Source organism: Aquipseudomonas guryensis (genome assembly GCF_014164785.1).
Taxonomy (GTDB): Bacteria; Pseudomonadota; Gammaproteobacteria; order Pseudomonadales; family Pseudomonadaceae; genus Aquipseudomonas; species Aquipseudomonas guryensis.
On the sequence record NZ_JACJFN010000001.1, the window covers coordinates 1,560,071 to 1,582,271 of the forward strand.

16 protein-coding genes are annotated in these 22,201 nt (G+C 63.9%); 3 read left to right on the plus strand and 13 right to left on the minus strand.

Going from position 1 to position 22,201, the window contains the following annotated elements:
• Positions 1-75 precede the first annotated feature (75 nt).
• Both cptA and H3H45_RS07070 read left to right on the plus strand, forming a co-directional pair.
• Positions 76-1,854, plus strand: coding sequence for a phosphoethanolamine transferase CptA (gene cptA / locus H3H45_RS07065; RefSeq protein WP_182832989.1), 1,779 nt, complete (start codon positions 76-78; stop codon positions 1,852-1,854).
• Positions 1,855-2,087: 233 nt separating this feature from the next.
• Positions 2,088-3,143, plus strand: a complete 1,056-nt coding sequence (locus H3H45_RS07070) for an HAF repeat-containing protein (RefSeq protein WP_182832990.1) — start codon at positions 2,088-2,090, stop codon at positions 3,141-3,143.
• A gap of 14 nt (positions 3,144-3,157) precedes the next feature.
• Here H3H45_RS07070 and H3H45_RS20280 read toward each other — a convergent pair whose 3' ends face one another.
• From H3H45_RS20280 to H3H45_RS07120, 10 genes are read right to left on the minus strand one after another with little or no spacing between them, the layout of a single operon-like run.
• On the minus strand, positions 3,158-4,648 hold the full coding sequence (locus H3H45_RS20280; protein ID WP_182832991.1) for a right-handed parallel beta-helix repeat-containing protein: 1,491 nt from the start codon (positions 4,646-4,648) through the stop codon (positions 3,158-3,160).
• Between the two features lie 16 nt (positions 4,649-4,664).
• On the minus strand, positions 4,665-5,768 hold the full coding sequence (locus tag H3H45_RS07080; protein ID WP_182832992.1) for a polysaccharide lyase: 1,104 nt from the start codon (positions 5,766-5,768) through the stop codon (positions 4,665-4,667).
• Positions 5,759-7,141, minus strand: coding sequence for an alginate O-acetyltransferase AlgX-related protein (locus H3H45_RS07085; protein WP_182832993.1), 1,383 nt, complete (start codon positions 7,139-7,141; stop codon positions 5,759-5,761). Before H3H45_RS07085 ends, H3H45_RS07080 begins: the two co-directional genes overlap by 10 nt.
• Positions 7,142-7,148: 7 nt before the next feature.
• Positions 7,149-7,802, minus strand: coding sequence for an alginate O-acetyltransferase AlgF (locus H3H45_RS07090; RefSeq protein WP_182832994.1), 654 nt, complete (start codon positions 7,800-7,802; stop codon positions 7,149-7,151).
• An 11-nt stretch (positions 7,803-7,813) separates the two neighbouring features.
• On the minus strand, positions 7,814-8,923 hold the full coding sequence (locus tag H3H45_RS07095) for an alginate O-acetyltransferase (RefSeq protein WP_182832995.1): 1,110 nt from the start codon (positions 8,921-8,923) through the stop codon (positions 7,814-7,816).
• A 9-nt stretch (positions 8,924-8,932) separates the two neighbouring features.
• The gene (locus H3H45_RS07100) at positions 8,933-10,360 is read right to left on the minus strand and encodes an MBOAT family O-acyltransferase (protein WP_182832996.1); all 1,428 of its coding nucleotides are present in this window, start codon (positions 10,358-10,360) and stop codon (positions 8,933-8,935) included.
• 17 nt (positions 10,361-10,377) lie between these two features.
• Entirely contained in the window at positions 10,378-11,778 is a 1,401-nt protein-coding gene (locus H3H45_RS07105; RefSeq protein ID WP_182832997.1) for an alginate export family protein, read from the minus strand.
• Complete coding sequence (locus H3H45_RS07110) at positions 11,775-13,100, minus strand: sel1 repeat family protein (protein WP_182832998.1); 1,326 nt, start codon at positions 13,098-13,100, stop codon at positions 11,775-11,777. Before H3H45_RS07110 ends, H3H45_RS07105 begins: the two co-directional genes overlap by 4 nt.
• A gap of 21 nt (positions 13,101-13,121) precedes the next feature.
• Positions 13,122-14,255, minus strand: coding sequence for a PilZ domain-containing protein (locus H3H45_RS07115; protein ID WP_182832999.1), 1,134 nt, complete (start codon positions 14,253-14,255; stop codon positions 13,122-13,124).
• Positions 14,256-14,271: 16 nt separating this feature from the next.
• Entirely contained in the window at positions 14,272-15,804 is a 1,533-nt protein-coding gene (locus tag H3H45_RS07120) for a glycosyltransferase (RefSeq protein ID WP_182833000.1), read from the minus strand.
• Between the two features lie 801 nt (positions 15,805-16,605).
• On the opposite strand from H3H45_RS07120, the gene H3H45_RS07125 reads away from it, so the two are divergent.
• On the plus strand, positions 16,606-19,206 hold the full coding sequence (locus H3H45_RS07125) for an EAL domain-containing protein (RefSeq protein ID WP_182833001.1): 2,601 nt from the start codon (positions 16,606-16,608) through the stop codon (positions 19,204-19,206).
• A 145-nt stretch (positions 19,207-19,351) separates the two neighbouring features.
• On the opposite strand, the gene H3H45_RS07130 is transcribed toward H3H45_RS07125, so the two are convergent.
• From H3H45_RS07130 to H3H45_RS07140, 3 genes are all read right to left on the minus strand, one after another.
• A complete protein-coding gene (locus tag H3H45_RS07130) occupies positions 19,352-19,753 on the minus strand; it encodes a YkgJ family cysteine cluster protein (RefSeq protein ID WP_182833002.1) in 402 nt (133 codons plus the stop codon).
• Positions 19,754-20,094: 341 nt separating this feature from the next.
• Entirely contained in the window at positions 20,095-21,135 is a 1,041-nt protein-coding gene (locus H3H45_RS07135; RefSeq protein ID WP_182833003.1) for an AraC family transcriptional regulator, read from the minus strand.
• Positions 21,136-21,145: 10 nt separating this feature from the next.
• Positions 21,146-22,063 (minus strand): GGDEF domain-containing protein, encoded by a 918-nt coding sequence (locus tag H3H45_RS07140; protein WP_182833004.1) that lies wholly within the window; start codon positions 22,061-22,063, stop codon positions 21,146-21,148.
• Positions 22,064-22,201: the final 138 nt, after the last annotated feature.

Genomic DNA, 22,201 nt, shown 5'->3' on the forward strand with positions numbered 1-22,201 from the left:
TTTCACGCTAGACCGCCCACAGTAAGCAGATAGGCCGGCACTTGCCGGCAATCGACTGCGTAGGGTTGGGCGGCAATGACGGTAACTGAGCGGGTGGCGACGAAGCGGGCGGCTATCGACTGGGCCGGCCTGGGCTGGATGTTCCTGTTCTTCTGGTACTTCTCCGGGGTGACCCAGCTGCTGATCCAGCTGACCGGTACCGCCGGGTTTGCCGGGTTTCGCCAGGCGTTTTTGCTCAGTGCCCTGTGGCTGGTGCCGTTGCTGCTGTTTCCCGCACGTGCGCGCCTGCTCGCGGCCGTGCTCGGTGGTGCCTTGTGGCTGTGTTCGCTGGCCGGCTTCGGTTACTTCCTGATCTACGGCCAGGAGTTCTCGCAGAGCGTCATCTTCATCCTGTTCGAGTCGAACGTGAGCGAAGGCAGCGAGTACCTGGCGCAGTATTTCGCCTGGTGGATGGTGCCGGCATTCCTCGCCTATGGGCTGGGTGCCTGGCTGCTGTGGCGCCAGGTGCGGCCGGTCTACCTGACGCGTCCTGTGGCGCTGCTGGCCTCGCTGGCGGTGCTGTTCGCCTCGGTCGGTTACCCGGCGATCCGCCAGTTCAGCAAGCATGACGACCCACTGGCCGCCCTGGAAAACTTCGAGGAACGCATCGAACCGGCCACGCCCTGGCAGCTGGTGGTGGGTTATCGCCAGTACCGCACGCAGCTGGCCAACATGCAGGCCCTGCTGGAGGGCAGCAAGCGCATCGCGCCGTTGCAGAATCTGCAGGATGCCCATGCCGGCCAGCCGGCGACCCTGGTGCTGGTGATCGGCGAGTCGACCAACCGCCAGCGCATGAGCCTGTATGGCTACCCGCGGCAGACCACGCCCGAGCTGGACCAGCTGCGCGACCAGCTGCAGGTGTTCGACAACGTGGTCACCCCGCGGCCCTACACCATCGAGGCGCTGCAGCAGGTGCTGACCTTCGCCGACCAGGAGAACCCCGAGGCCTACCTGAGCACGCCGTCGCTGGTGAATCTGATGAAGCAGGCCGGCTACAAGACCTACTGGATCACCAACCAGCAGACCATCACCAAGCGCAACACCATGCTCACCACCTTCTCCAAGCAGGCCGATGAGCAGTTCTACCTGAACAACAACCGCGAGCAGAATGCCCGCCAGTACGATGGCGACGTGTTCGAGCCGTTCGCCAAGGTGCTGGCCGATAGCGCACCGCGCAAGTTCATCGTGGTGCACCTGCTCGGTACGCACATGAGCTACCAGTACCGCTATCCGCAGGAGTTCGAGCAGTTCACCGATCGCAGCGGCGTGCCCGATTCGGTCAGCGACGACCAGCTGCCCACCTACAACAGCTACGACAATGCCGTGCGCTACAACGACCATGTGGTCGCCAGCCTGATCAAAAGCTTCGCCGCCAGCGACCCCAATGGCTTCCTGCTGTACCTGGCCGACCATGGTGAGGCGGTGTTCGATGCGCCGAAGGACGAGGTGCTCGGGCGCAACGAGGCGGCGCCGACCAGCCCGATGTACACCATCCCCTTCATCGTCTGGAACTCCCCGCGCTGGCAGGCCGCGCAGCCGCGTGATGTCAGCATGGCCCTGCAGCGGCCCTACAGCAGTTCACACTTCATCCACACCTGGTCGGATCTGGCCGGGCTGCGCTATGCCGAGTTCGACGCCAGCAAGAGCCTGGTGAGTGCCGCGTTCAAACCTCGGCCGCTGCTGATCGGTAACCCTGAACAGCCGCAGAACCTGATCGACTTCAGCCTGATTCGGCCGAAAACCGTTATACAGGCTGCCGACCTGGTGCAGGCTGCTCCGCCAGCTGCCAAGGTCAAGGCAGGGGCAGAGCTTTAACGGAGTTTCTGCGCTGTCATTCAGGCCCGGCGGGCTACCGTTCGGCGGCGCGCGAAGCGCAATGTCGACAAAGTCCCCCACAGGCCGGCCGCGCTCTTGACTGCAGGGCTTTTGCGGCACTTAATCAAGCCAGACCACTTGCTTGAAAGTGGCAGGCAATACCTCTCTCCCAATTCTGGCCCCGCGCCCTTGCTCATCTGCCCTCACGTGCTTTGCCTTGGGGTATATGTGTCATGTCCAGCGTCTTCAAACCGACTGCAGTCACCATCGGCATCGCGCTCGCGGTGCTCGCGCAGCATGCCTCAGCCCAGTTCTACGCCCTGATTGATCTCGGCAGCCTGGTGCCCAACTCCTACAGCGTGCCACACAGCCTCAACGAGAATGCCGATGTGGTCGGCTACAGCTATGCCGGCACTGGCGCCCATGCCTTTGCCTGGACGGCGGCCGGCGGCATGTTCGACCTCGGCACGCTGGGCGGCAATACCAGTTACGCCTACGGCATCAATGACCAGCAGCAGGTGGTCGGCTATGGCCTGCAGGGCAGTAGCGAGCAGGCCTTCATCTGGTCGGCCGCAACCGGCATGCAGCTGCTCGGTACCCTGGGCGGCGCCACCAGCAATGCCCGTGAAATCAACAATGCCGGGCAGGTGGCCGGTTACAGCCAGATCAGTACGGGCAAGAGCCGCGCCTATCGCTGGACGGCCGAAACCGGCATGCAGAATCTCGGCACCCTCGGCACGGCCAGCAGCAACAGCTATGCCACCGGGATCAACGACAGTGGCCAGGTCGCCGGTTTCAGCAATATCGGCCCTTATACCCACGCCTTTCGCTGGGACAGTGCCCAGGGCATGCAGGATCTCGGCACCCTGGATGGCGGCAAGAGCTACGGCAAGGCGATCAGCAACAACGGCAGTGTGGTCGGCTATGCCACGGCGGGGGGCGTCGAGCATGCCTTCCTGTGGACACCCGCCACGGGCATGCTGGACCTCGGCACTCTGGGCGGCAGCAACAGCTACGCCAAGGGCGTCAATGACAGTGGCAGCGTGGTCGGCCAGAGCGATACGGCCACCACGGCCCAGGGCTTTGTCTGGAGCCAAGCCGAGGGCATGCGCAACCTCAACGAGCTGTTGCCCGATGCCTATGGCTGGACTGTCGAGGCGGCGCTGGGTATCAACGAGCGCGGCGTCATCACCGCCCTCGGCCGTGACACCGCTGGGCGCACCCATGCGCTACTGCTGGCGCCCTTGCTCGATGAACAGCCGGTCGCCGAAGAGCCGCCGGCAGAGTAATCAGCTCAGCACTGCTAGCCCTGCGTGCAGTGGTTGACCTGCGGTTGCGGGATGATCGGCAGGGAGCTGCTGGTGAGCTGCAGGCGGGCGAAGCAGCCCTGCTTGAGCGTGGTTTCCAGCAGCAGGCTCTGCACCGCCTGCAGGTCGCCGGCCAGCAGCGCCTGATTGACCGCCACGCCCTGGAAACGGTTACCGCCCAATTGCAGCTGGCGCACGCCTTCGCTGCGGATCATCGACTTGCCACTGCTGGCCAACTGATTGTCGAACAGGCCGATCTCGCCCTGCTGCGCCTGGCTGCTGCGCAGGCTGATGGCGTATTCCGGCGAGGCGCTGATGCGGTTGGCGACGATCAGCGCGCTGTCGAGGTTCTCGCCGTCGATCCCGCTGCTGGCGCTGTTGGCGATCAGGTTACCGGCCAGCAGCAGGCGCCCGCCGCTGTGGCCCTGCAGCTGAATGCCGTGGCTGCCGCTGTTGCCGATCAGGTTGTCGCGCAGGCTCAGGTCACCCGACTGCGCGCTGACCTCGATGGCGGCCTTGCCGCTGGCGAGGATCAGGTTCTGCGTGACATCGCCGCTGCTGGCCCCGGCAATGCGGATCGCACTCTGGTTGCGCACGTTTTTGATGTGATTCAGGCGCAGGCTCAGGTGGCTGTCGTGCAGGTCGATGGCGTACTGCTGCAGGTCGTCGAAACGCGAGTCGTCGATCAGCGCCAGGGCATTGTGCAGCTCGGCGCCGCTGGCCATCTCGCGCAAGCGGCTATTGCGGATCAGCAGTCGGGCTGGCGCCACGCCCGGCCCCTGACTGGCGCTGCGGCGAGTGCTCAGGCCGCGGGTAAGGTGGGCGTTGTAGCCCAGGCGGGTGAGGCTGGAGTCCTCGATCCAGGTGCTGCTGCCGGCCCAGGCCAGGATGAAGGGGCGAAACAGCGCCGGGTCGTCGCTGTCGCTGCTGCCGCTCCAGCTCTGCAGCTGGCTGCGCTGCAGTTGCAGCTGGCCCTGGTTGATCAGCGCGGCGCCACTGCGGCTGTTCAGGTACAGCTGGGTGTCGTTGATCAGCAGGGCGGCCTGGGGTCCGATCAGCAGCGGGTAGCTGAGCAGGTAGCCGTCCTTGTGCCGACGGAGGATCTGCGGATTGGCCACCGCGCGTTCCAGCTGGGCCAGGTCGATGCTCCCGGCGTCGATCTGCAGGGCCCGTGGGTGCTGGCTCTGGTAGGCGGCGATGACCTTGAACAGGCCGCTGCCGACCAACGGCTCGAATGGCCAGCTGCCGCGCTGGGCGGAAAACAGTTGCGGTTGGCTGACCCGTGCGCGGCCTGTCGGCAGGCGCAACGCCAGTTGTGTGGCCATTACGCTGGGGTTGTTGCTGGCCAGCAACTCGGCCAGGGTCTGTTGCTGTGGTTGGCTGGGCAGCGCCTCGATCTGATGGCGATAGAGGGTCTGCGCCAGCAACGGTGGAGCCAGCAGCAGGGCGACGAGCAGTGTGCCGAGGGATGCAGTGAGCCGGGCCACGGTGGCACCTCGCAGGTCAGGGAAGGTTGGGGTAGAGCGGTTTGAGGCGCCCGCCGAGCTGGCCGTAGGCATCCACGGCGCCGTCTTCGTCCTGGTACAGCTGGCGTGCCAAGGCGTGTTGCGGATAGCGACTGAGGAAGGGCAGCAACCAGGTCATCTTGTGCGCCGGTACTGCCTCCTGTTCTTTGCCCTGTAGCTCGCTCAGCTCATCGGCGTCGAGCACGCTGCGCACGGCGAAGTTGGCCAGTTGCTGCAATTTGGTGGCATCCGCCGCGCTCAGGCCGGGGCCGTTGCGCTGGCTGGACTCGGCCAGCAGCACCAGTGGCACCAGGGCGTAGTGGGTGTAGTTGGCGGCCAGGCGGCCACGGGCCAGTTCATTGGGCAGGTAGGCGTAGTCGCCCTGGGTGGACGGAGTGATCTGCGCCAGCGCCAGGCGAAAGTTGCGCTCGCCCCAGGCGATATAGGCAGGCCGCTCCAGCAGAATGCCGGTGGCGGCGACGGCCCAGGCGGCCCAGTAATCGTGGTTGTTGAAATAGGCGAAGCCGGGTTGCTGGCGCGGGCTGTAATCCGCGATCACCAGCTCGGCCAGGCGCGCCAGCCACTGCTCTTGCTCCTGCGATAGCTGCGGCTGGCCGCCACTCAGGGCCTGGGTCTTGAGCAGGGTGGAGGCGATGGCGGCCAGCGACCACTTGCGTGCGGCGATGCCGGTCTTGTTGGTCTCGCGGCTTTCCAGGGCGCCGGCGACGGCCCAGGCTTGCAGCCACTGGTCGAGGCAGGCCAGAGCGACAGTCGCCTGTTGCGGCTTGCTGGCGGCCAGGTAGTAGTCGGCGAACTGCGCCAGGCGCTGGTTGAACGCGGTCAGGTGGGCGTGCAGCTCTTTGGATTGTTTCGACTGCTTGCCACTCAGGGTCGATTTGCTGGCGTCGCTCTGGTCGTACTTGCTGTCGATCAGCAGCGGCCCGGTATAAGGCTTGAGCACCGGCTTGGGGCAACTCGCCGCACGGTAGTCGCCGACCTCGGTACTCAGCGCGCTGGGCTGCGGCGGCCAGATCGACTGCGCCTGCACGCCGCCGGCGGCGAGGGCCAGCAGTGCGCTCAGCGTGCTCAGCTTCAGCGGCATAGCTTGACCTCCACGCTGCCCGGCTCGGTCAGCGCCTCGGTGGGTTCGAAGAATACCGAGAGCAGGTTGGCGCCGCGAAACTCCTTGGCCTTGCTCAGCTCCAGGTAGAACTGGCCGCCCTCGACGATGGCTTCGCGGCGGTACCAGACCTTGTCGCGCTGGCCATTGTCGTAATAGGTGATGATGTAGAAATCCTTGAGGTTCTTGTCGCTCAGCTTGATATCGAGAAAGCCCGGCAGGTCGGCGAAGTTCTGCCGCTGGGCGCCGCTGTTGCTGAGGATTTCCAGGCGCTGATCGACCTGCAGCGGCGGCAGCTCGCGTTGCTCGCTGGCCAGCACTTGCGCCTTGGCGCAGCCGCCCTGGATCGCCGGTAGCAGCTGGCGATACATCAGTGGGTCTTCCAGGCGGAAACTGGCCGGCAGCTCCCAGATGATCATCTTTGGCGGGGCGTCCGGCGAGTAGTCGGCCGACTGCAGGTAGTTGAGCAGCGCGCCTTCCTGGCCGGCGCCGGGCAGCGCCAGGTTGAGGATGTCGACGCTGAGGTACTCCTTGAGGTAGCCGTCGAAGTTGTAGTTCTTGGTCTCGTCGTCGCGGTTGGCCGAGTTGCTGGTGCCGACCAGGATCACTTCCGGAGTCGAGGTTTCCTCGAACAGCGCACTCATGTCGTCACCCGCCGGCACCGTCTGGAAGCCGCGCACGTACTGGAAACCATAGTTGTTACCGCAAATGCGCTTCAGCCCGCGGCTCATGGTGCCGTCCTTGGGCACCATGACGCTGGGCTCGGTGCGGTAAGTCTTCTTGCTCAGCCCGGCGTAGAACGGCTGCTGCAGCACCGTGTCGGCGACGATACGGGCGGTGGCCTGGGCACCGGTTGGGGTCCAGTGGTGGTCACGGCGGAAGAAGTAATCCGGCTGCGGCGGCTTATCCACCAGCGGCAGGATGTCCGGCACCAGGGCACCGCCGGCGCGCAACTGGCCGAGGAAGGTTTCCAGGTTGCGCCGGGCCAGGGCGTAGTCGAAGCCGTAGGCGCTGTCGGCGCGCACCTTGTCGCGGTGCATCATGCCGCGGGTCGGTTGCACGGCGATCACCACCTGCACCTGCTTGGCGGCGAAGGCATCGATCAGGCGCTTGAACTGCGGCTGCATCTCGGCCGGGATGCCGAACTGGTTGCTCAGGTCGACCTCGGAACGAAACAGCCAGGTGCCTTCGCCGGGGGCGATGTGCTTCATCGCCTTCATGATGCCTTCGGCATAGTGCGCGGGGTCTGCCAGGCCGGGGCACAGCAGGCATTCCAGGCCGCACTGCTCATCGGCCTGCAGGGGCGGTGCGGCAAGCAGCAGTAAGCTGGCGATCAGGCGCTGGGCTGTCTTCATGGGCGCTCTACTTGATGCTGTCCAGGCCGTTCATCAGGCCAATGGCGCGGTAGCCACTGCCTTCCGGGATGACCACGTAGGAGTAGGAGCGGCCCTTCTTGAGGAACAGCTCGCCGAACTTGGCCACGTTCTGCTCGCCGGCATAGGCGGCGAAGCCGATCTTGACCTCGTTGACCATGCGCGTGCCGGTGCCGTTCTGCGCCACGCCTTCGACCACCGCATGCTTGCCGTCCAGGGTCTTCAGCGCCATGGGCTTGTCGGTGAGGTTGTAGAAGGCAATCTGCGCCTTCTTGGTGTCCTCGACGTACTGGTCGGCGATCTGCACCAGGCCACTGCCGTTGTAGACCAGGGTCATGGCTGTCTTCGGCTGCAGGTTGATATCCACGCTGCTCTGGTTGACCGTCACCTTGTGCGCGCCGGGTGTGATGAACAGGTAGTTGCCGAGCTGGCCGGCACCGACCTTCTGCGCAGCGCTCTTGCCGCTGACCATCATCTCGGCGCCGCCGGGCGCCAGGTTGAGCACCCGGATATAGGCCGAGCCGGCCGGGGCCACGGCGTCGTAGAGGGCGGCGTTGCCGTCCTGGGCGCTGGCGGGCAGCGAGCCGAGCAGGGCCAGGGCGAGCAACAGGGGTTGGGTGGCAGCGAACAGGAAATGCTTCATGGTCAGGCTCCTTAGAAAAATTGCTCGGCGGCGGCTTGCCATCCGGCACTGGTGGGTTCTTCGCGGAGCAGGGTGCGCAGGGGGAACTCCCAGATCACCGTGGTGATGGCCGGGTCCTGCAGTTGCTCACCCTGGAGGAACTGCTCCATCGCGTAGTAAGGCCCGCGAGCCTCGACCGCGGTGGTCTGTAGATCGGTCTTCAATGACTCCTTGAGGAAGCCCTGGAAGTTCCAGTCGTCGATCTTGGTGTAGCTGGAGCCGACCAGCATGATCGGCTGCTCGCTGTCGCCGAACAGCGCGGCGTCGCTGACTTCCTGGTTGTCCTTGAGGGTTTCGAAGACTGCCAGCGGCGACGGGGTGAAGCGCTCTGGAGCCAGCCCAGGGTTGAACTGCAGGTAGTTGCTCAGGTCTCCGGGTAGGCTCTTCTCGGCCACCTGGCGCGAGCTGTAGGCGGCGCTGCCGATCAGCTCCGGATGCTGGCGCGCCAGTTCCTGGGCGGCCAGGCGCGCACCGAAGGGCGTCCAGTGGGTGTCGGTCCTGAGGAACAGCGGCTGCTGGTCTTTCTGCGCGAGGAAGGCATCGCGCAGCGGCGCTGCTTCGATGCTGCTGGAACGTAACTGGGCGATGAAGTCGCCATACAGCTGCTGCGAGCGGCTGTTCGGCGTGCGCGCGGCGTATTCGGCATAGACATCCAGCTTCATCGGCAGCGGCAGCACGATCAGGCGCTTGTTGTGCGCCTTGAGGGTCTTCTCCACGGCGGCGATCTTCGCCACGTTGCTGTCCAGCGCCTGTTGGTAAGCGTTGGGCAGGCGGTACTCCTCGTTGGTGAACAGCCAGCCCTCGCGACCCAGCACCACGCCGCTGGAGCCCTCGCGAAACAGCAGGTACTGGGCGCTGGCCCACATCTCGATGGACGGGTCGCGGAGGAAGAAGCCCTTGTCGTAATAGTCCTCGAACTTGCGCAGCAGCGCGCCGCTCATAAACAGTTCGAAGGCCTTGGCCTGCGACTGGGTCTTGGCGAAGCTGAACACCGCGGGCAGCGAGTAGACCAGCATCACGGCGAGCATCAGGATGAAAGCGATGCCATTGATCTTGCTAGCGGATTTCATCACCGGAAACATGGCGTCCTCCTAGAACTGGAAGTACAGGAAAGGGGAGAAGGAATTGGCGGCCAGGCGCGAGATGGAGATGCCAAAGCCGGCCCACAGCAGTAGGGCGCCCATACCACCAACGTGTTGCATCACGTAGTTCTGACTGTCGTGGTTGAAGAAACGCAGGTTGATGCGCCCGGCCACCACCACCCAGGCCAGAGCCACCAGGGTGAAGGCCACGGTCATGTTCGAGGTGCTGACGAAGTAAGCGTCCAGCGAGCCAAGACCGTTGAGACCAAACATGCCGGCGACGATGCGCAGGCCATGAGCGAAGTCACCGGTGATAAAGAACGGCATCACCCCGACCACCAAGGTCACCGCCAGCAGGTTGCGCCACAGCTTGTAGGGCCCGCGTATCTTGGTCACCAGCTTGAACTTGCGCTCGGCCAGCATGATCACCGCGAAGTACAGGCCGAAGAAGATGTAGGCGAAGCTCGCTCCATGCCAGAAACCCGATAGCAGCATGGTGCAGAACAGCGCGCTGTTGGCGCCCATGCGCCGCGAGCGGATCAGCGGCATGTAGATGTAGTCGCGCAGGAAGTCTGCCAGGGTCAGGTGCCAGCGCCGCCAGAACTCGGTGAGGCTCTGGCACAGCAGCGGCTGGTTAAAGTTCTCGGCGAAGCGGAAGCCCATCATCATCGCCAGGCCGATGGCCATGTCGCTGTAGCCGGAGAAGTCGAAATACAGCTGCAGCAGGCAGACGAACATGCCGAACCAGGCATCCACCAGCTGTGGCTGCGACTCGCCGATGATCACCGTACCTAGCGGCGCCAGCGAGTCGGCGATCAGCACCTTCTTGATGAAGCCGAGCATGAAGCGGCAGGCGCCCAGGCTGAACAGCTCCATCGAGTGGGTACGCTGGCGCAGCTGCGGGGCCAGCAGGCTGTAACGCAGGATCGGCCCGGCTACCAGGTGTGGGAACAGGGCGACGAAGGCGGCGAAATCGATGAAACGATTGGTCGGCTCGGCGTCCTTGCGGTAGATGTCGACGATGTAGCTCAGGGCGTGGAACACGTAGAAGGAGATGCCCAGTGGCAGGATGATGTGTTCCAGGGTGAAGGTGTTGATGCCCAGCGGCTGCAGCACCTCGTTGATGACGTCGAAGCCGAAGTTGGCGTACTTGAAGTAGCCGAGGGTCGACAGGTTGCCGACTACCCCCACGCATAGCAGGCGGAAGGCGTTCTGCTTCTGTCCGGCATCCAGGCGGCCCTTGATACGCAGGCCGAACCAGTAGTTCCAGTAGGTGATGCCGACGAACAGCAGGAGGAAGTCCGGACGCCACCAGGCATAGAAGATGTAACTGCCGATGACGATGACCGTCGAACGCCAGGAGTCCTTCACCGCGTAGTACACCAGCAGGAAGACCGGGAGGTAGAGGAACAGGAAGATGTTCGAGGTAAAGACCATGGCGACACCTATATGGGTTAGTAGCGCAGTACGACGCCGAACGACAGTTGGGAATCGTTGTCGAGGTTGCCGATGGCATCCCCCGCCCGGAAATAGCTGGCGGTGAACAACGCGTTGACTTGCACGTGCTTGTCTTGCAGGGCGACCGGGAACATTTCCCAGTAGTAATTGAGGTCCAGGGTCTGCCCCAGGGAGCGGCTGCCGCTCTGCTCGGCCGGCTCGCCCAGGCTGATCGGCACGGCGCCGTCGGCATCGCGCAGGTACAGGTCGCTTAGGCGCAGGTCGAGGTGGTGGCGCGGCTGCGGCTGGGTTTCCAGGGCGATGCCGTAATAGGCCAGGTTGCGCAGGTCGACGCCGATGAACGAGCTGACCAGCCCGCTGCTGTAGGTGTCCGGGTTGGCCACCCGGTCGGACTGGATGGCGTTGAGGTAGAAGCCGTCGTTGGCATCGTCCGGCTTATCGGTGATGCCGCCATGCAGGGCCAGGCGCGGGGTCCAGGGCAGGTCGTGGAAGCGCTTGCCGATCTCGCCGAGCACGGCCCAGCCGCTGCGGTCCTGTTCATCGCCGCTGGCCAGCTCGACATCGCCGTCGAGTGCCACCAGTTCCAGGTGGTAGTCGCTGAACAGCGGGCTGCCGCTTAGCGCCTCGCCCTGGAAGAACAACCCGGCGCGGACGCCGTCGAAGTCGCTGGGGTCGTCGGCGTCCTGCCCGGAATGGTCCTGCTCCAGCAGCAGGCGCACGCCGGCCCAGTGCTCGCCGCTCCAGCGCAGGGCATACTCGCCCATGGCGTAGGCGATGTCGCGCTCGCTATCGTCCAGCGCTTTGATGTCACTGTTGTAGCTGTGCAGTTGCTGGCCAACGGCGACGAAGCCCCGGGTGAAGGTGTCGTCGAAGTTCAGGCGCAGCGACTCCAGGCTGTCGTCCCACCAGATGCCGAAATGGTCGGCGTAGCGCTGGCGCCCCAGGCTGAGGGAGAAACGCGGGTCGTCGCCGAGCAGGTTGCGCCGTACATAGAATTCGCGCAGCTCGGCGCTGAAGTATTCGATCTGCTGGCTGGTTTCGTCCTGCAGGCCGGTGCTGGCCTGGCTGGAACTGTTGTAGTTGAGCCAGGCGCGGCCGAAGGCTTGCCATTTCGGCCACTGTGGCTCGCTCGAACGCCAGCTCAGTGAAGGTTCGTAGCGCAGTCCGTAGAAGCCCTTGTCGTCGTTGCCGGGCTGCGAATTCTCCGGGCCATAGCCACCCTGCACGGTGAGCTTGTGGCCCAGTTCGAAGGGGCTGGGCGTCGCGGCGGCAGCCTCGGGGCTAGGCAGGCTGCTCGGTTCGCCGACCAGGCTTTCGCTTTCCGCGGCCAGTACCGGGGCGATGCTCAGGGCCAGCAGCCAGGGCGAGAAGTGGCGCAGGGGCAGGGATCGCTTCATAGCGCCGCCTCGATTTCGCGGATGATCCCGCTGCGCGCCTGCAGGGCCTGGCTCAACTGCTCCTGGCTGATCTGCGCTTCCAGCTCCTTGAGGTACTTGCGCGCGCCCAGCTCGCCGCCGTCCACGGCGATCTTGGCGTAGGCGTAGGCCTTGACCTTGTCGTGGCAGATGCCCTTGCCGCCGCCGTAGAGGGTGGCGATGCGGTAGAAGGCCGAGGGCACACCACGTGCGGCGAGGATGCGGTAGGTCTCGATGGCCTTGGCCTGATCCACTTCATCCAGGCCGCCCATGCTGTAGAGCTCGCCGAGGTTGAGATAGGCGTTCTGGTAACCCTCGGCCAGCAGACCCTGGATGATGTCCTGCGCCTTGAACGGATCGAGGCTGCTCCAGCCGCGCACCATGTAGGCCGAGGCGCGCAGGGCGCGACCCTCCTGTGGGCGGGTCTGCTCGACCTGGTCGATCAGGGCGAAGACTTCCTCGGCGCTGTAGGTCTGCGGCGCCGACATCATGTAGCTGGCCTTGGACACCAGCGCCTGGTCGGCGTGGCGGGCGATGGCATTGTCCAGCCACTGCAACACCTGCGGGTCATGCTCGCGGGGAATGCCGCTGAGCAGGCTGCCGATGGCCTGTACCACCGCCACCGGCAACTGGTCGATCTGCCCCAGCAGGCTGCTGACCCGGGCCGGGAACAGTTCGTCCTGCTGCTCGCCGAGGAACTGGTAGTAGCGATCCACCGCCCGTGCATCGCTGCGCAGGGCGCTCAGGTAGAGGTTGTCCGCCAGTTCGCGCTGACCCTGTTGTTCGGCCAGGCGCGCACGGTACAGCGGGGCGGCGCAGGTGCTGGTGCAGGCGCGCTGGTGCAGGGCGATCAGCTCGCGCACCTGATCCGGCTGATACAGCTCGGGGTAGACCAGGAACAGGTCGAGGCTGACCTGCACGCTATTCGGATCGCGGCTCGCCGGGAAACGCTGCACGGCGGCCTGGAAAAACGCGCGCTGGGCCTCCAGGCCGTTGGCCTGGCGTTCGCTGAAGTTGGCCAGGGCGACCAGAGCGCCGAGCTGGCCCTGGCCATCGGCAAAGGCTGCCTGGTACAGGGCGACGGCTTCCTGCTGGCGCGCCTGGTCCGCCGAGCCGGCCAGCACATCGGCCAGCAGCTGCATGGAGGCGCGGTCGCCACGGCCGGCGAGCACACGCAGGTCGGCCTCGACATCGGCCTGCGGGTCCTGATGCAGGCGGTATTCGATCTGCTGCAGGCTGGCGGCCTGGGCGGAGCTGGCGGCCAGCGCGGCGAGCAACAGGCTGAGTGGCAAGGTCCTGGTCATGCTGCGGTTCTCCTGGTCGTCCTACAGCAGGCGCTTGAACAGATCGACCGCGACCGGCTTCTGGTAGGCCGTCACGGGCAAGGGCTTGGCCGGGCTGATCTGCAGCAGCAGTTCCTGGGTCAGCGGGTCGAGGGCCGAGCCGATCACCTTGCCGCTGAGGCTCTCGCCGACGCCAAACACCTGCAGGTCGATGGAGCCGATGTCGTTGAGGTCCTTGAGCTTGTCGAAGGGGAAGCTGGCCCTGACGAACAGGCTGTTTTCCTCGACGGGGATCAGGTGCACCAGCTCGGCGAATTTGTAGCCGTAGCCGTCGGTCATCTTCTTCGGCAGGTACAGGTAGCAGTCGCACGGGCTGGCGATGGTGGTTTCGATCAGTGAACGGCCGAGCAGGGCCTGCAGGTCGGTCTGGCTGATGTCGGCCAGGGCCTTGAGGTCGGCCGGGGTGGTGAAGCTGGTGGCCAGCTGGGTGGATACCGTGGCGATCGGCTGGCCGGCCTTGACCCGCTCGGTGCCGGCCGGCACGAGGAATTTCACGTAGCCGTTTTCCGGCATGCTGATGATGTGGGCGTCGGCGCTGACGATGGCCTGGGTGGCCGGCACGCGGAAGAAGAACAGGTAGGCCTTGTACGCCAACACCCCGGCGATAAGCAGGCCGGCGAGCAGGTACAGGGCGCTGCCGAGCAGGGCCTGCACGCGCTCCCAAGGCGTGCGCTCGGCGGCGAACTTGTGCTTGCGCTGCTTGATGTAGTTTTCCCGCTGCATCACGTTGAACAGGCCGTTGACGTCGGCGATCTCGCCGGACATGTAGGCGCTGATGATGTAACGCAGGATGTCGCGCTTCTGCCCGTCGAGGTCGATGAACTGGGCGCCGATCACCTCGCCTTGCAGCGAGGTCACCTTGATCCGCGCATCGATCTTCAGCACCACCTTGTGCAGGTCGAGCTGGATCGAGGCGCTGTGCAGGCTGCCGGGTTTGAGTTCGCGCGGGCAGCGCAAGCCGAGGCCGCCGAGGGAGATGTCCTCGATCTCGCACTCGATGTCTTCGTCGCCGCTGTGCAGCAGCACGCGCGCGGGGATCTTGGTGCGCACGTACTGGCGCTCGTCGACCGCTTCGTGGACCACATTTGCTGCAGGGCTGGAGATGGCGCTGGTCATGGGCAATCGCCTCGGTTCAAAGTTGGGAAAGGGTCAGCAGCATGGCCACGGCACCCAGGAACAGGGCGATGGAGGAGGCCAGCATGGTTTTCGAGGACCAGCGGTTGAGGGCCATGTCGAAGCCCTCGGTGCTGCGGTCGAGGGTGGTCTTCTGCCGGGTCCAGCTCTGCTGGTCCATGTGGAACAGGGCGTAGACCTTCATCGCCGAGCCGACGATCTGGTTGTAATAGAGAACCAGCGGATACAGCGGGTCGACCGGGTGCTGGGCAAACAGCAGCAGCAACGTCACCAGGCTGCGCGACAGCAGCACCCAGAACAGGTAGACCAGCAGGAACTCGATGCCGAACATCAGGCCGGCCGCGACCGAGGTCACCAGGCCGAGCAGGCTGGTCCACATGGACACGCGTTGGTCGTAGAGCACATACATGGTGAACAGCCCCAGTTGCCGCAGCCCGAGCAGGCGGGTGGTGCGGAAGTTCTGCCGCAGGGAGTTGCCGTACCAGCGGAACATCAGCTGGCGGGTGGCGCGGAAGAAGTTGCGGTCTGGCGGATGCTCCACGGTCAGGGTGTTGCTGTCGGGCACGTAGAAGGTGTCCCAGCCGGCGCGCATCAGGCTGAACCAGGACGACTTGTCGTCGCCGGTAAGGAACTGGAAGCGGCCCAGGCGCCAGTGCTGGAGGAAGTCGGCCTCGACATCCTTGATAAAGCCCGGCTCGGTCATCACGCTGGCGCGGAAGAACGACAGCCGCCCGGTCATGGTCAGCACCCGCCGCGACAGGGCCATCGAGCACATGTTGATGTGGCGTTGGACGAAGCGCAGGGCGTGCCATTCGCGCATCAGCTTGCCGCCTTCCACCTCGCAGAATTCGTTGGTGGTGATGCCACCGACGCTGGGCAGGTAGGCGAAGAATTTCACCGCGTTCTCCACGCAGCCGGGCAGCATCATGGTGTCGCCATCGACCACGCCGACCACCGCGTCTTCCAGTGGCATCTGCCGCGACAGCGCGCGGAAGGCGTGGGCCAGGCCATCGCGCTTGCCGGTGCCACGGGCGCGGATGATCACCAGCTTGATGTCGTCACGCCCGCGCACTTCGTCACGCATGATCTGCTTGATAAAGTTCTCGTCGGCCTTCTCGACGATCGAGGCGATCACCGTGCACGGCACCGGTAGGCGCTGCACTTCCTGGAACACCGAGCGGTAGACCTTGAAGGTGGTGTGGGTGGGGATGCGAAAGCTGGTCACCACCATGAACATCTGCGACGGCAGCGCGGCCTCACCCATGGCCTCGACCGCCCGGCGCATGCGCGGGAAGCGCCAGTGCAGGAAGTACATGCCACGCAGGTAATGCATGGTTGCATTGCCATAGCGCCACATGCCGATGGCGCCGATCAGGAAGATGAAGTGCCGGTGCGACGGGTCGAGCAGGCGCGGATCAATCAGTTCGGCGAAGGCCGCCAGCACGCCGAACAGGCAGACCCAGGCAAAGAACCGGGCGCACAGTCGTCCTTGGAACAGCGCCTGGGCGCTGCTCGAAACCTGAGTGGACATGGCTCAGCCCTCGGCCTTGCGCAGGGCTCGTGAAGAGAGGTCGACGTTGCGACGATGCCGTGCTGCACGCGAGCCTGCCTTGGCTGCGCCGCTGTGCGTTGGCGTTGTGGCGGAACCGGTGCGGTCCGCTGCGTGGATACCCATAGCCATTGCCTAACCCCTCATCCTGGAAGGTAGATCGTTGGTGCAGATCAAGGCAGTTCAGTGGCGTCCTGGACTCGATTGGGCTTTTGGTTCTGTAGCCAGAGGGCATCTAACGATACCGGCTACAGGACTCGGCGTTGTTATGTGGGCCGCCGCCAAGCGAGCTACTTCACAGTCACAGTCACGTTCGCTGTTACAGGTGCAAAGGCTGCGCCAATTTTCTTGCAGTTACGTGAATGCTGGGCGAGGTAGGCGTAAGTTTTTGGCTGAATGGTGGCTATTTTTTGGAAAAGCTATTGTTAACAATTGGTTATACATCGCCTGTTTTTTGACGTTATTTCTTTCTGGAATTTATGTGATAGCAGAGAGGAATTACGGAGCCATCGGCTGGCCGCTGCGGGCGACTATTTTGGGGCGTTAGCGGTCGTTCGAGCAGGGTTGGGCACTGGCTTGGCGCAAAGCCAGGGCTTGTGGTTAATCCCGTTTTGCCATCCTCTGCTCCATTGCTCGCCACGCCACTCAATGCCTGTGCACGCCAGGCAAATCGCTAGATTGAAGCCAGGCTGTAGGCTTCCTTTAAGTCGCCAAGTGACTACACTGCAAGGCATAACAAAAATGATGTGCCACCCCACTGGCCGTTAGTGGAGACAGCATTCCGTGCATCTGAACCGGGCATTAAATATCCTGGTCGCTGTTTTAGTTGCCTGTCTGAGTCTCAGGGCTTTGGCGCAACCTGAGCCGATTGAGATCACTGCAGCACCCGACATCCAGGCCCACTTCCAGTTCTGGCAGGACGCCAGCGGCGAAGCCTTGATCGATCAGGTGCTTACCCTGCCCGATGAGCGCTGGGAGGCTGTGCCCAACGGTAGTGCCACTTTCGGTCTCACCCAGTCCGCTTACTGGATCCGTTTTACCCTTAGCAATCAGACGCAGCTCAATCAGAACCTGATTGCCGAACTGGTCTATCCCCAGTTGGACGACGTGATCTTTTACCTGTTCGAAGACGGCGCCCTGGTAAAAGAGCTGAAGACGGGTGACAGCCGGCCTTTTTATCCACGTGACGTGGATCACCCGAGCATGTTGTCACGTGTTTCCCTGGCTCCAGGGGAAATGAAAAGCGTTTTTGTACGGGTCGCCACGGGCGGTTCGATGATCGTGCCGCTGCGTATCTGGCGTGAGCAGGCGTTTTATGAAACCGCCGCCCATGAGCTGAAACTGCAGTTTTTCTACTACGGCTGCATCTTCGTCATCATCCTCATCAACCTGGCGGTGTACCTGAGTCTGCGCGAGAAGTTGTATCTCTACTACGCGCTGGCGCTATTGGGCTACTTGCTGTTTTTCGCCTCGATCAAAGGCTTCAGCTTCCAGCACCTCTATCCGTATGTGCCGCTGCTGCATGCCAAGGCGCTACTCGTGTCGATACCCGGCCTGGCGCTGTTCTCGCTGCTGTTCTGCCGGGAGTTTCTGAACACCAGAGTCAACACCCCGCGCCTGGATAAAGCGCTGATCGGGATGATGCTGTTCGAATTGCTGTTTCTGCTCTCGTCGCCTTTTCTCGACTATCACGTGGGCATCCAGCTGGCATCGTTTTCAGCCCTGTTCTTTTTTTCGCTACTGCTCGTCGCCGGCCCCGTTGCCTGGATGGCCGGGGTGCGCGCCGGAGCATTTTTCACCCTGGCCTGGAGCCCTCTGACGATCGGCGTGCTGGCAACTGCGGGGAGAGCGTTAGGCATCTTCCCCGAGAACTTCTTCACCGAGTACGCGATGCAGATCGGTTCTGGACTCGAGGCATTTATCCTGACCCTGGCCCTGGCGGATCGGCTGTACCGTGAGCGCGAAGACAAGATCACCGCCCAGGCCGCCAGCCTGCAGGAGGCCCAGTCGCGCAATGTCGCGCAGAACCTGCTCACCGAAGCCCTGACGCACGACCCCGTGACCGGCCTGCCCAACCACAACCGTTTTGTCTGGATGGTCGATCAGCAACTGCAGCAGGCCCCTCACGGCCGTTATATGGTGGGTTTGGCGCGTATTACGCGTCTGGATGAAATCAACCGCACGCTTGGCCTGGCCAGGAGTGAATGGATAATGAAGCGAGTGGCCGAGCAAATGGTTGAGCTGGCAGCCGGCCTACCCTTTATTCAAGCCATTTGCGACGCTCAGGGGCGTGAGGAGCGGGTTTACCATCTATCGGGCGACTGTTTCTGTTTGCTGGTGGATGTGGATAAAGCGGGGAAGGATTTCTCGGCCCTCAACGCCGCGCTAAGACGTTTGGCCGAGCCCATCTGGTTGGACCACCTGGCGATTGAGCTGCACCCGCGCTTTGGCGCGGCCAGTTATCCCGAGCATGGTCGCTCCGCTGCCGAGCTGATCCGCAACGCGCATGTGGGCATGGAAATCGCGCCGCGGGACGGCAACGAAACCGGCATCTATTCCCCACAGCGCGATATTTACAACGAGAGTCGACTGACCTTGATGGCGGACCTGCGCAAGGCCTTGCAGCAGAACCAGACCATGCTCTATTACCAGCCCAAACAGGATCTCGAGACTGGCCATATTGTTGGCGTGGAGGCGTTGATTCGTTGGCACCATGCTGAGCGCGGCTGGGTAAACCCGGTCGAGTTCATCCCCCTGGCGGAAGAAACGGGAGTCATCACTCAGCTGACCCGCTGGGTCATCGCCCAGGCCGCGAAAGATTTGGCCGACTTGCACCAGGACAATCCGGAGTTGACCGTCGCCATCAATATTTCGGCGCGCGACCTCGAATCCAAAGAGCTGCAGGGCGAACTGCACTTGGCTCTGCAGCAGAATGGTCTGCAGGCGTGCTCGGTAACCCTGGAAATCACCGAAACCGCCGCCATGCTCGATCCTGCGCGCAGCCTGCAGGCGTTGAATGTCCTGGCCGCACTGGGGCATCAGATATCCATTGATGATTTTGGTAGCGGCTATTCCTCTCTGTCCTACCTCAAACAGCTGCCGGCCTCGGAGTTGAAGCTGGATCGATCGCTGATTAACGATATCTGCAGCAGCGAAAGCGCCGACGTGATTGTGTCGACTGCCATTCAGATGGCCCGCAGCCTCGGTTACCGGGTCGTGGGCGAGGGCATTGAGAGCGCCGAGATAGCTGGCCGATTGAAGGCAAAGGGCTGCCACTTGCTGCAGGGTTACTGGCTCTGCAAGCCGAAACCGATCACTGAACTCAAGCAATGGTTGAGAAACTACGAGGCAGAAGAACGCGTTGCTCGTGCTCAACCGCTGTAACTCAGGATTGCTTGATTTCGGGTCGTGCCACCCCGGCAGTTTGATGGGGAGTGCCTTGTTCAATCCATCCTGCGAGCGGGTCGCTGTGCTGGGCGTCGTCCGGCTAGAGGCTATTGCGGCGCGGGCATTGCACCCGCGGCACTTTTCAGGCCTGGGTCTTCGGCCGCCAGGCGCAGTAGCCGGGACGCGGACCCACGCGCGGGTGGTTGCGACAGGTGTCCGGGCGTTTTTCGTAGATGGTGCACAGGCGCGACTTGCGATCCAGGTACATGCAGTCGTTGTTGCTCATGCGGGTCAGGGTGAAGATCCCCGACTTGGCGTTGAAGCGCTCGATCATGCCGTCTTTCTGCAGGCGCTTGGCGATGTTCTTCGGCGGCTCTCCACGCTCGAACTCGTCGACCAGGCCGATGCGGATCAGGTCGACGATGCGCACTTCCACCGGCATGGTGCAGCAGGTCGACATGCAGCTGGTGCACATATCCCTGTTGTACTTGCTCCAGGTTTCCAGGCGGTCGATTTCCGCGGCGGCGATCAGTTGAGGTTTCATCGGCAGGGTCACAGGCGCGCTAGCGCACAAGGTTGGGCGCGCGATGATAACGGGCGTGGCGAATTTGTGAACCCTTTCCTGCCGGGCGGCCGTGTAAGTCATGGCTTACAGGCTGTGCTGGCAATCGCGGCTGGTGGCGGTTCGAACAGCTGTTTAATCTGCCCACCAAGGACGACGCGCAGGAAGCGCAGCAAAACAACACGGATTCGTAGGATTGCTTGCCAGGATGGCGAGTCGACCAAGGAAGTCAGGTACCAGTCTGCAGAACCCCGCGCTAGCGGGGTTTTTCTTTTTCTGCGTCCCGGTTTTTTACCGGCCTGCCGGGCGCACCGCTTATCCGCTCAGCCCAACCCATCCAGCAACTGACGCAGGGCGCTCGGCGCCAGGCCGGTCCAGCGCTTGAACGAGCGGCGGAAGTTGGTGGCGTCGTGGAACTGCAGGTAGCTCGCCACCTCCTCGTTGCTGTAGCCCTTGACCCGATACAGGTACAGCGCCATGTGCTTGCGCGCCAGGTCTAGCTGTTCCTGGAAGTGGCTGTCGTGCTTCTGCAGCTTGCGCTTGAGGGTCGAGGGGCTCATGCCGAAGGCCAGGGCCACGCCCTCCAGCTGCAGCGGCTCGCGGATATGCGCGAGCAGGTGGCCATACAGGCGGTCGAGCAGGCTGGCGCGAAAGCCCAGTGCCGCCAGCTGGCGTTCGCTGTCCTGCTGCGCCACCTGGCCGGCGATGGCCGAGGCGCCCGGCCAGGGCCGGTGCAGGTATTCACGGGGAATGCTCAGCACATCCACCGGCGCGGCGAACTGCACGTTCTCGCCCAGGTGCACCCAGTATTGCTCGACGTAGCGCGGCTGCGCATGGCTGAAGCTCGCGCGCCAGGGCAGGCGCTCGCCGGCCAGCCAGCGGCTCATGCCGACTAGCGCGGTCATGCTTGCCTCCAGCAGGAAGCGTTGCTGGGCGCCGGCGCCGCAGCTGTCCAGCCAGTAGATATGCGCGTGGCCTTCATCCAGCAGCAGGCGCGGGCTGAGCAGCGGGCTGAGCAGGGCACGCTGGCGGCCAAGGATCTCCAGCGCCTGCTGCAGGTTCGCCGCCTGCTGCAGGGCATGGCTGGCGGCGCCGTAGTGGCCGGGCAGCAGGCGCTGGCCGAACAGGAAGCTGCTGTCGTCGGCATCCAGTAGGCGCCGGCTGTTGTCGATCAGGCAGAGGAACTGCTGTGGGCTGAGGCGCGCCTGGCCGCTGAGGATGTCCTCGTGGAACAGGCCGCTGCCGCGCAGCAGGCGGTGGCTGTCGATCCCGCGCGACAGGGCGAGGTCGAGCAGCACTGCTGGTTGCCAGTGGCCGGGGATGAAGCGGCTGTCGCGCTCGTACCAATCGGTCTTCAGGGTCATGGGCGCGGTCTCAGGCGCTGCAGGCGTAGGGTGGCTGCTTGGCCTTGGCCAGCGCCAGGTTGAGGCGCTGCAGCAGGCTCTGCGCATCGTCCTGCAGGGCCATCACCGAGGCGGTCGTGGCGCGTAGCTGCAGGCGCTCGCCGTGCTGGCTGGTTTTGTGCGCCAGGTGCGCCACTGCCGCCTGCAGTTCCTCGGCCAGCTGGCGCGCCTGGCGCTCGCCTGTATTGGGCAGCAGTACGACGAAGCGGTCGCCGGCCAGGCGGCAGAGCAGATCCTGGCGGCGCAGGTTGAGCAGCAGCAGCTGGGTCAGCACCTGCAGCACGCGGTCGCCCTCGGCGTGGCCGTACAGGCGGTTGATCGCGCTGAAGTCATCCAGGTCGACGATCACCAGCGACAGCGCCTGTTGCTCATCACGGGCCAGGGCCAGGCTCTGTTCCAGTTGCAGGCGCAGGTAGTCGGCGGCGCCCAGTGGGGTGAGCTTGTCGAACAGGCGGTGCTCGCGGAACAGCCGTTCGCGCTTCTCCATCTGCGCACTGATCGCCAATTGTTCGTGGTGCCAGTGGTACAGGCCGAAGGTCAGCAGGATCAGGCCGAGCGGCATCGGCGCCGACTCCAGCCAGTTGTCCCAGCCGATCGCATCGGGGATCTGGATGAACTCGTCGAGCGCATCCACCCACCAGGAGAAGAACACCAGGCCCAGACCCAGGGCAAGGAAGTTGGTCACCCGCCCGGCCGGCCGGCTCTTCAGCACCAGGCCGAGCCAGACCAGGCACAGCAGCGCCGAGCCGCCTTCGCCGAGGATATCCAGCCACACCCACTGGGCTGCTGGTTTTAGGTCGCCGGCGGCCAGGTGCAGGAGTAGGCCGAGGTTGGCCGCCAGCAGCAGGCCGGCGAGTTTCAGGCGGTGCAGTTTGAACAGGGAAGGCATGGCCGCACAGGCTCCGCGAAACGGTGGTCGCGGCCAGCAGAACAGAGCCATGTGACGGAATGGTTGCAGCGGGGGGAGGTCGGATCGGCTCAGGTGAGTTGCGGGCAAATCTGCTGTTGCTGCGAACGTAGGGTGCGC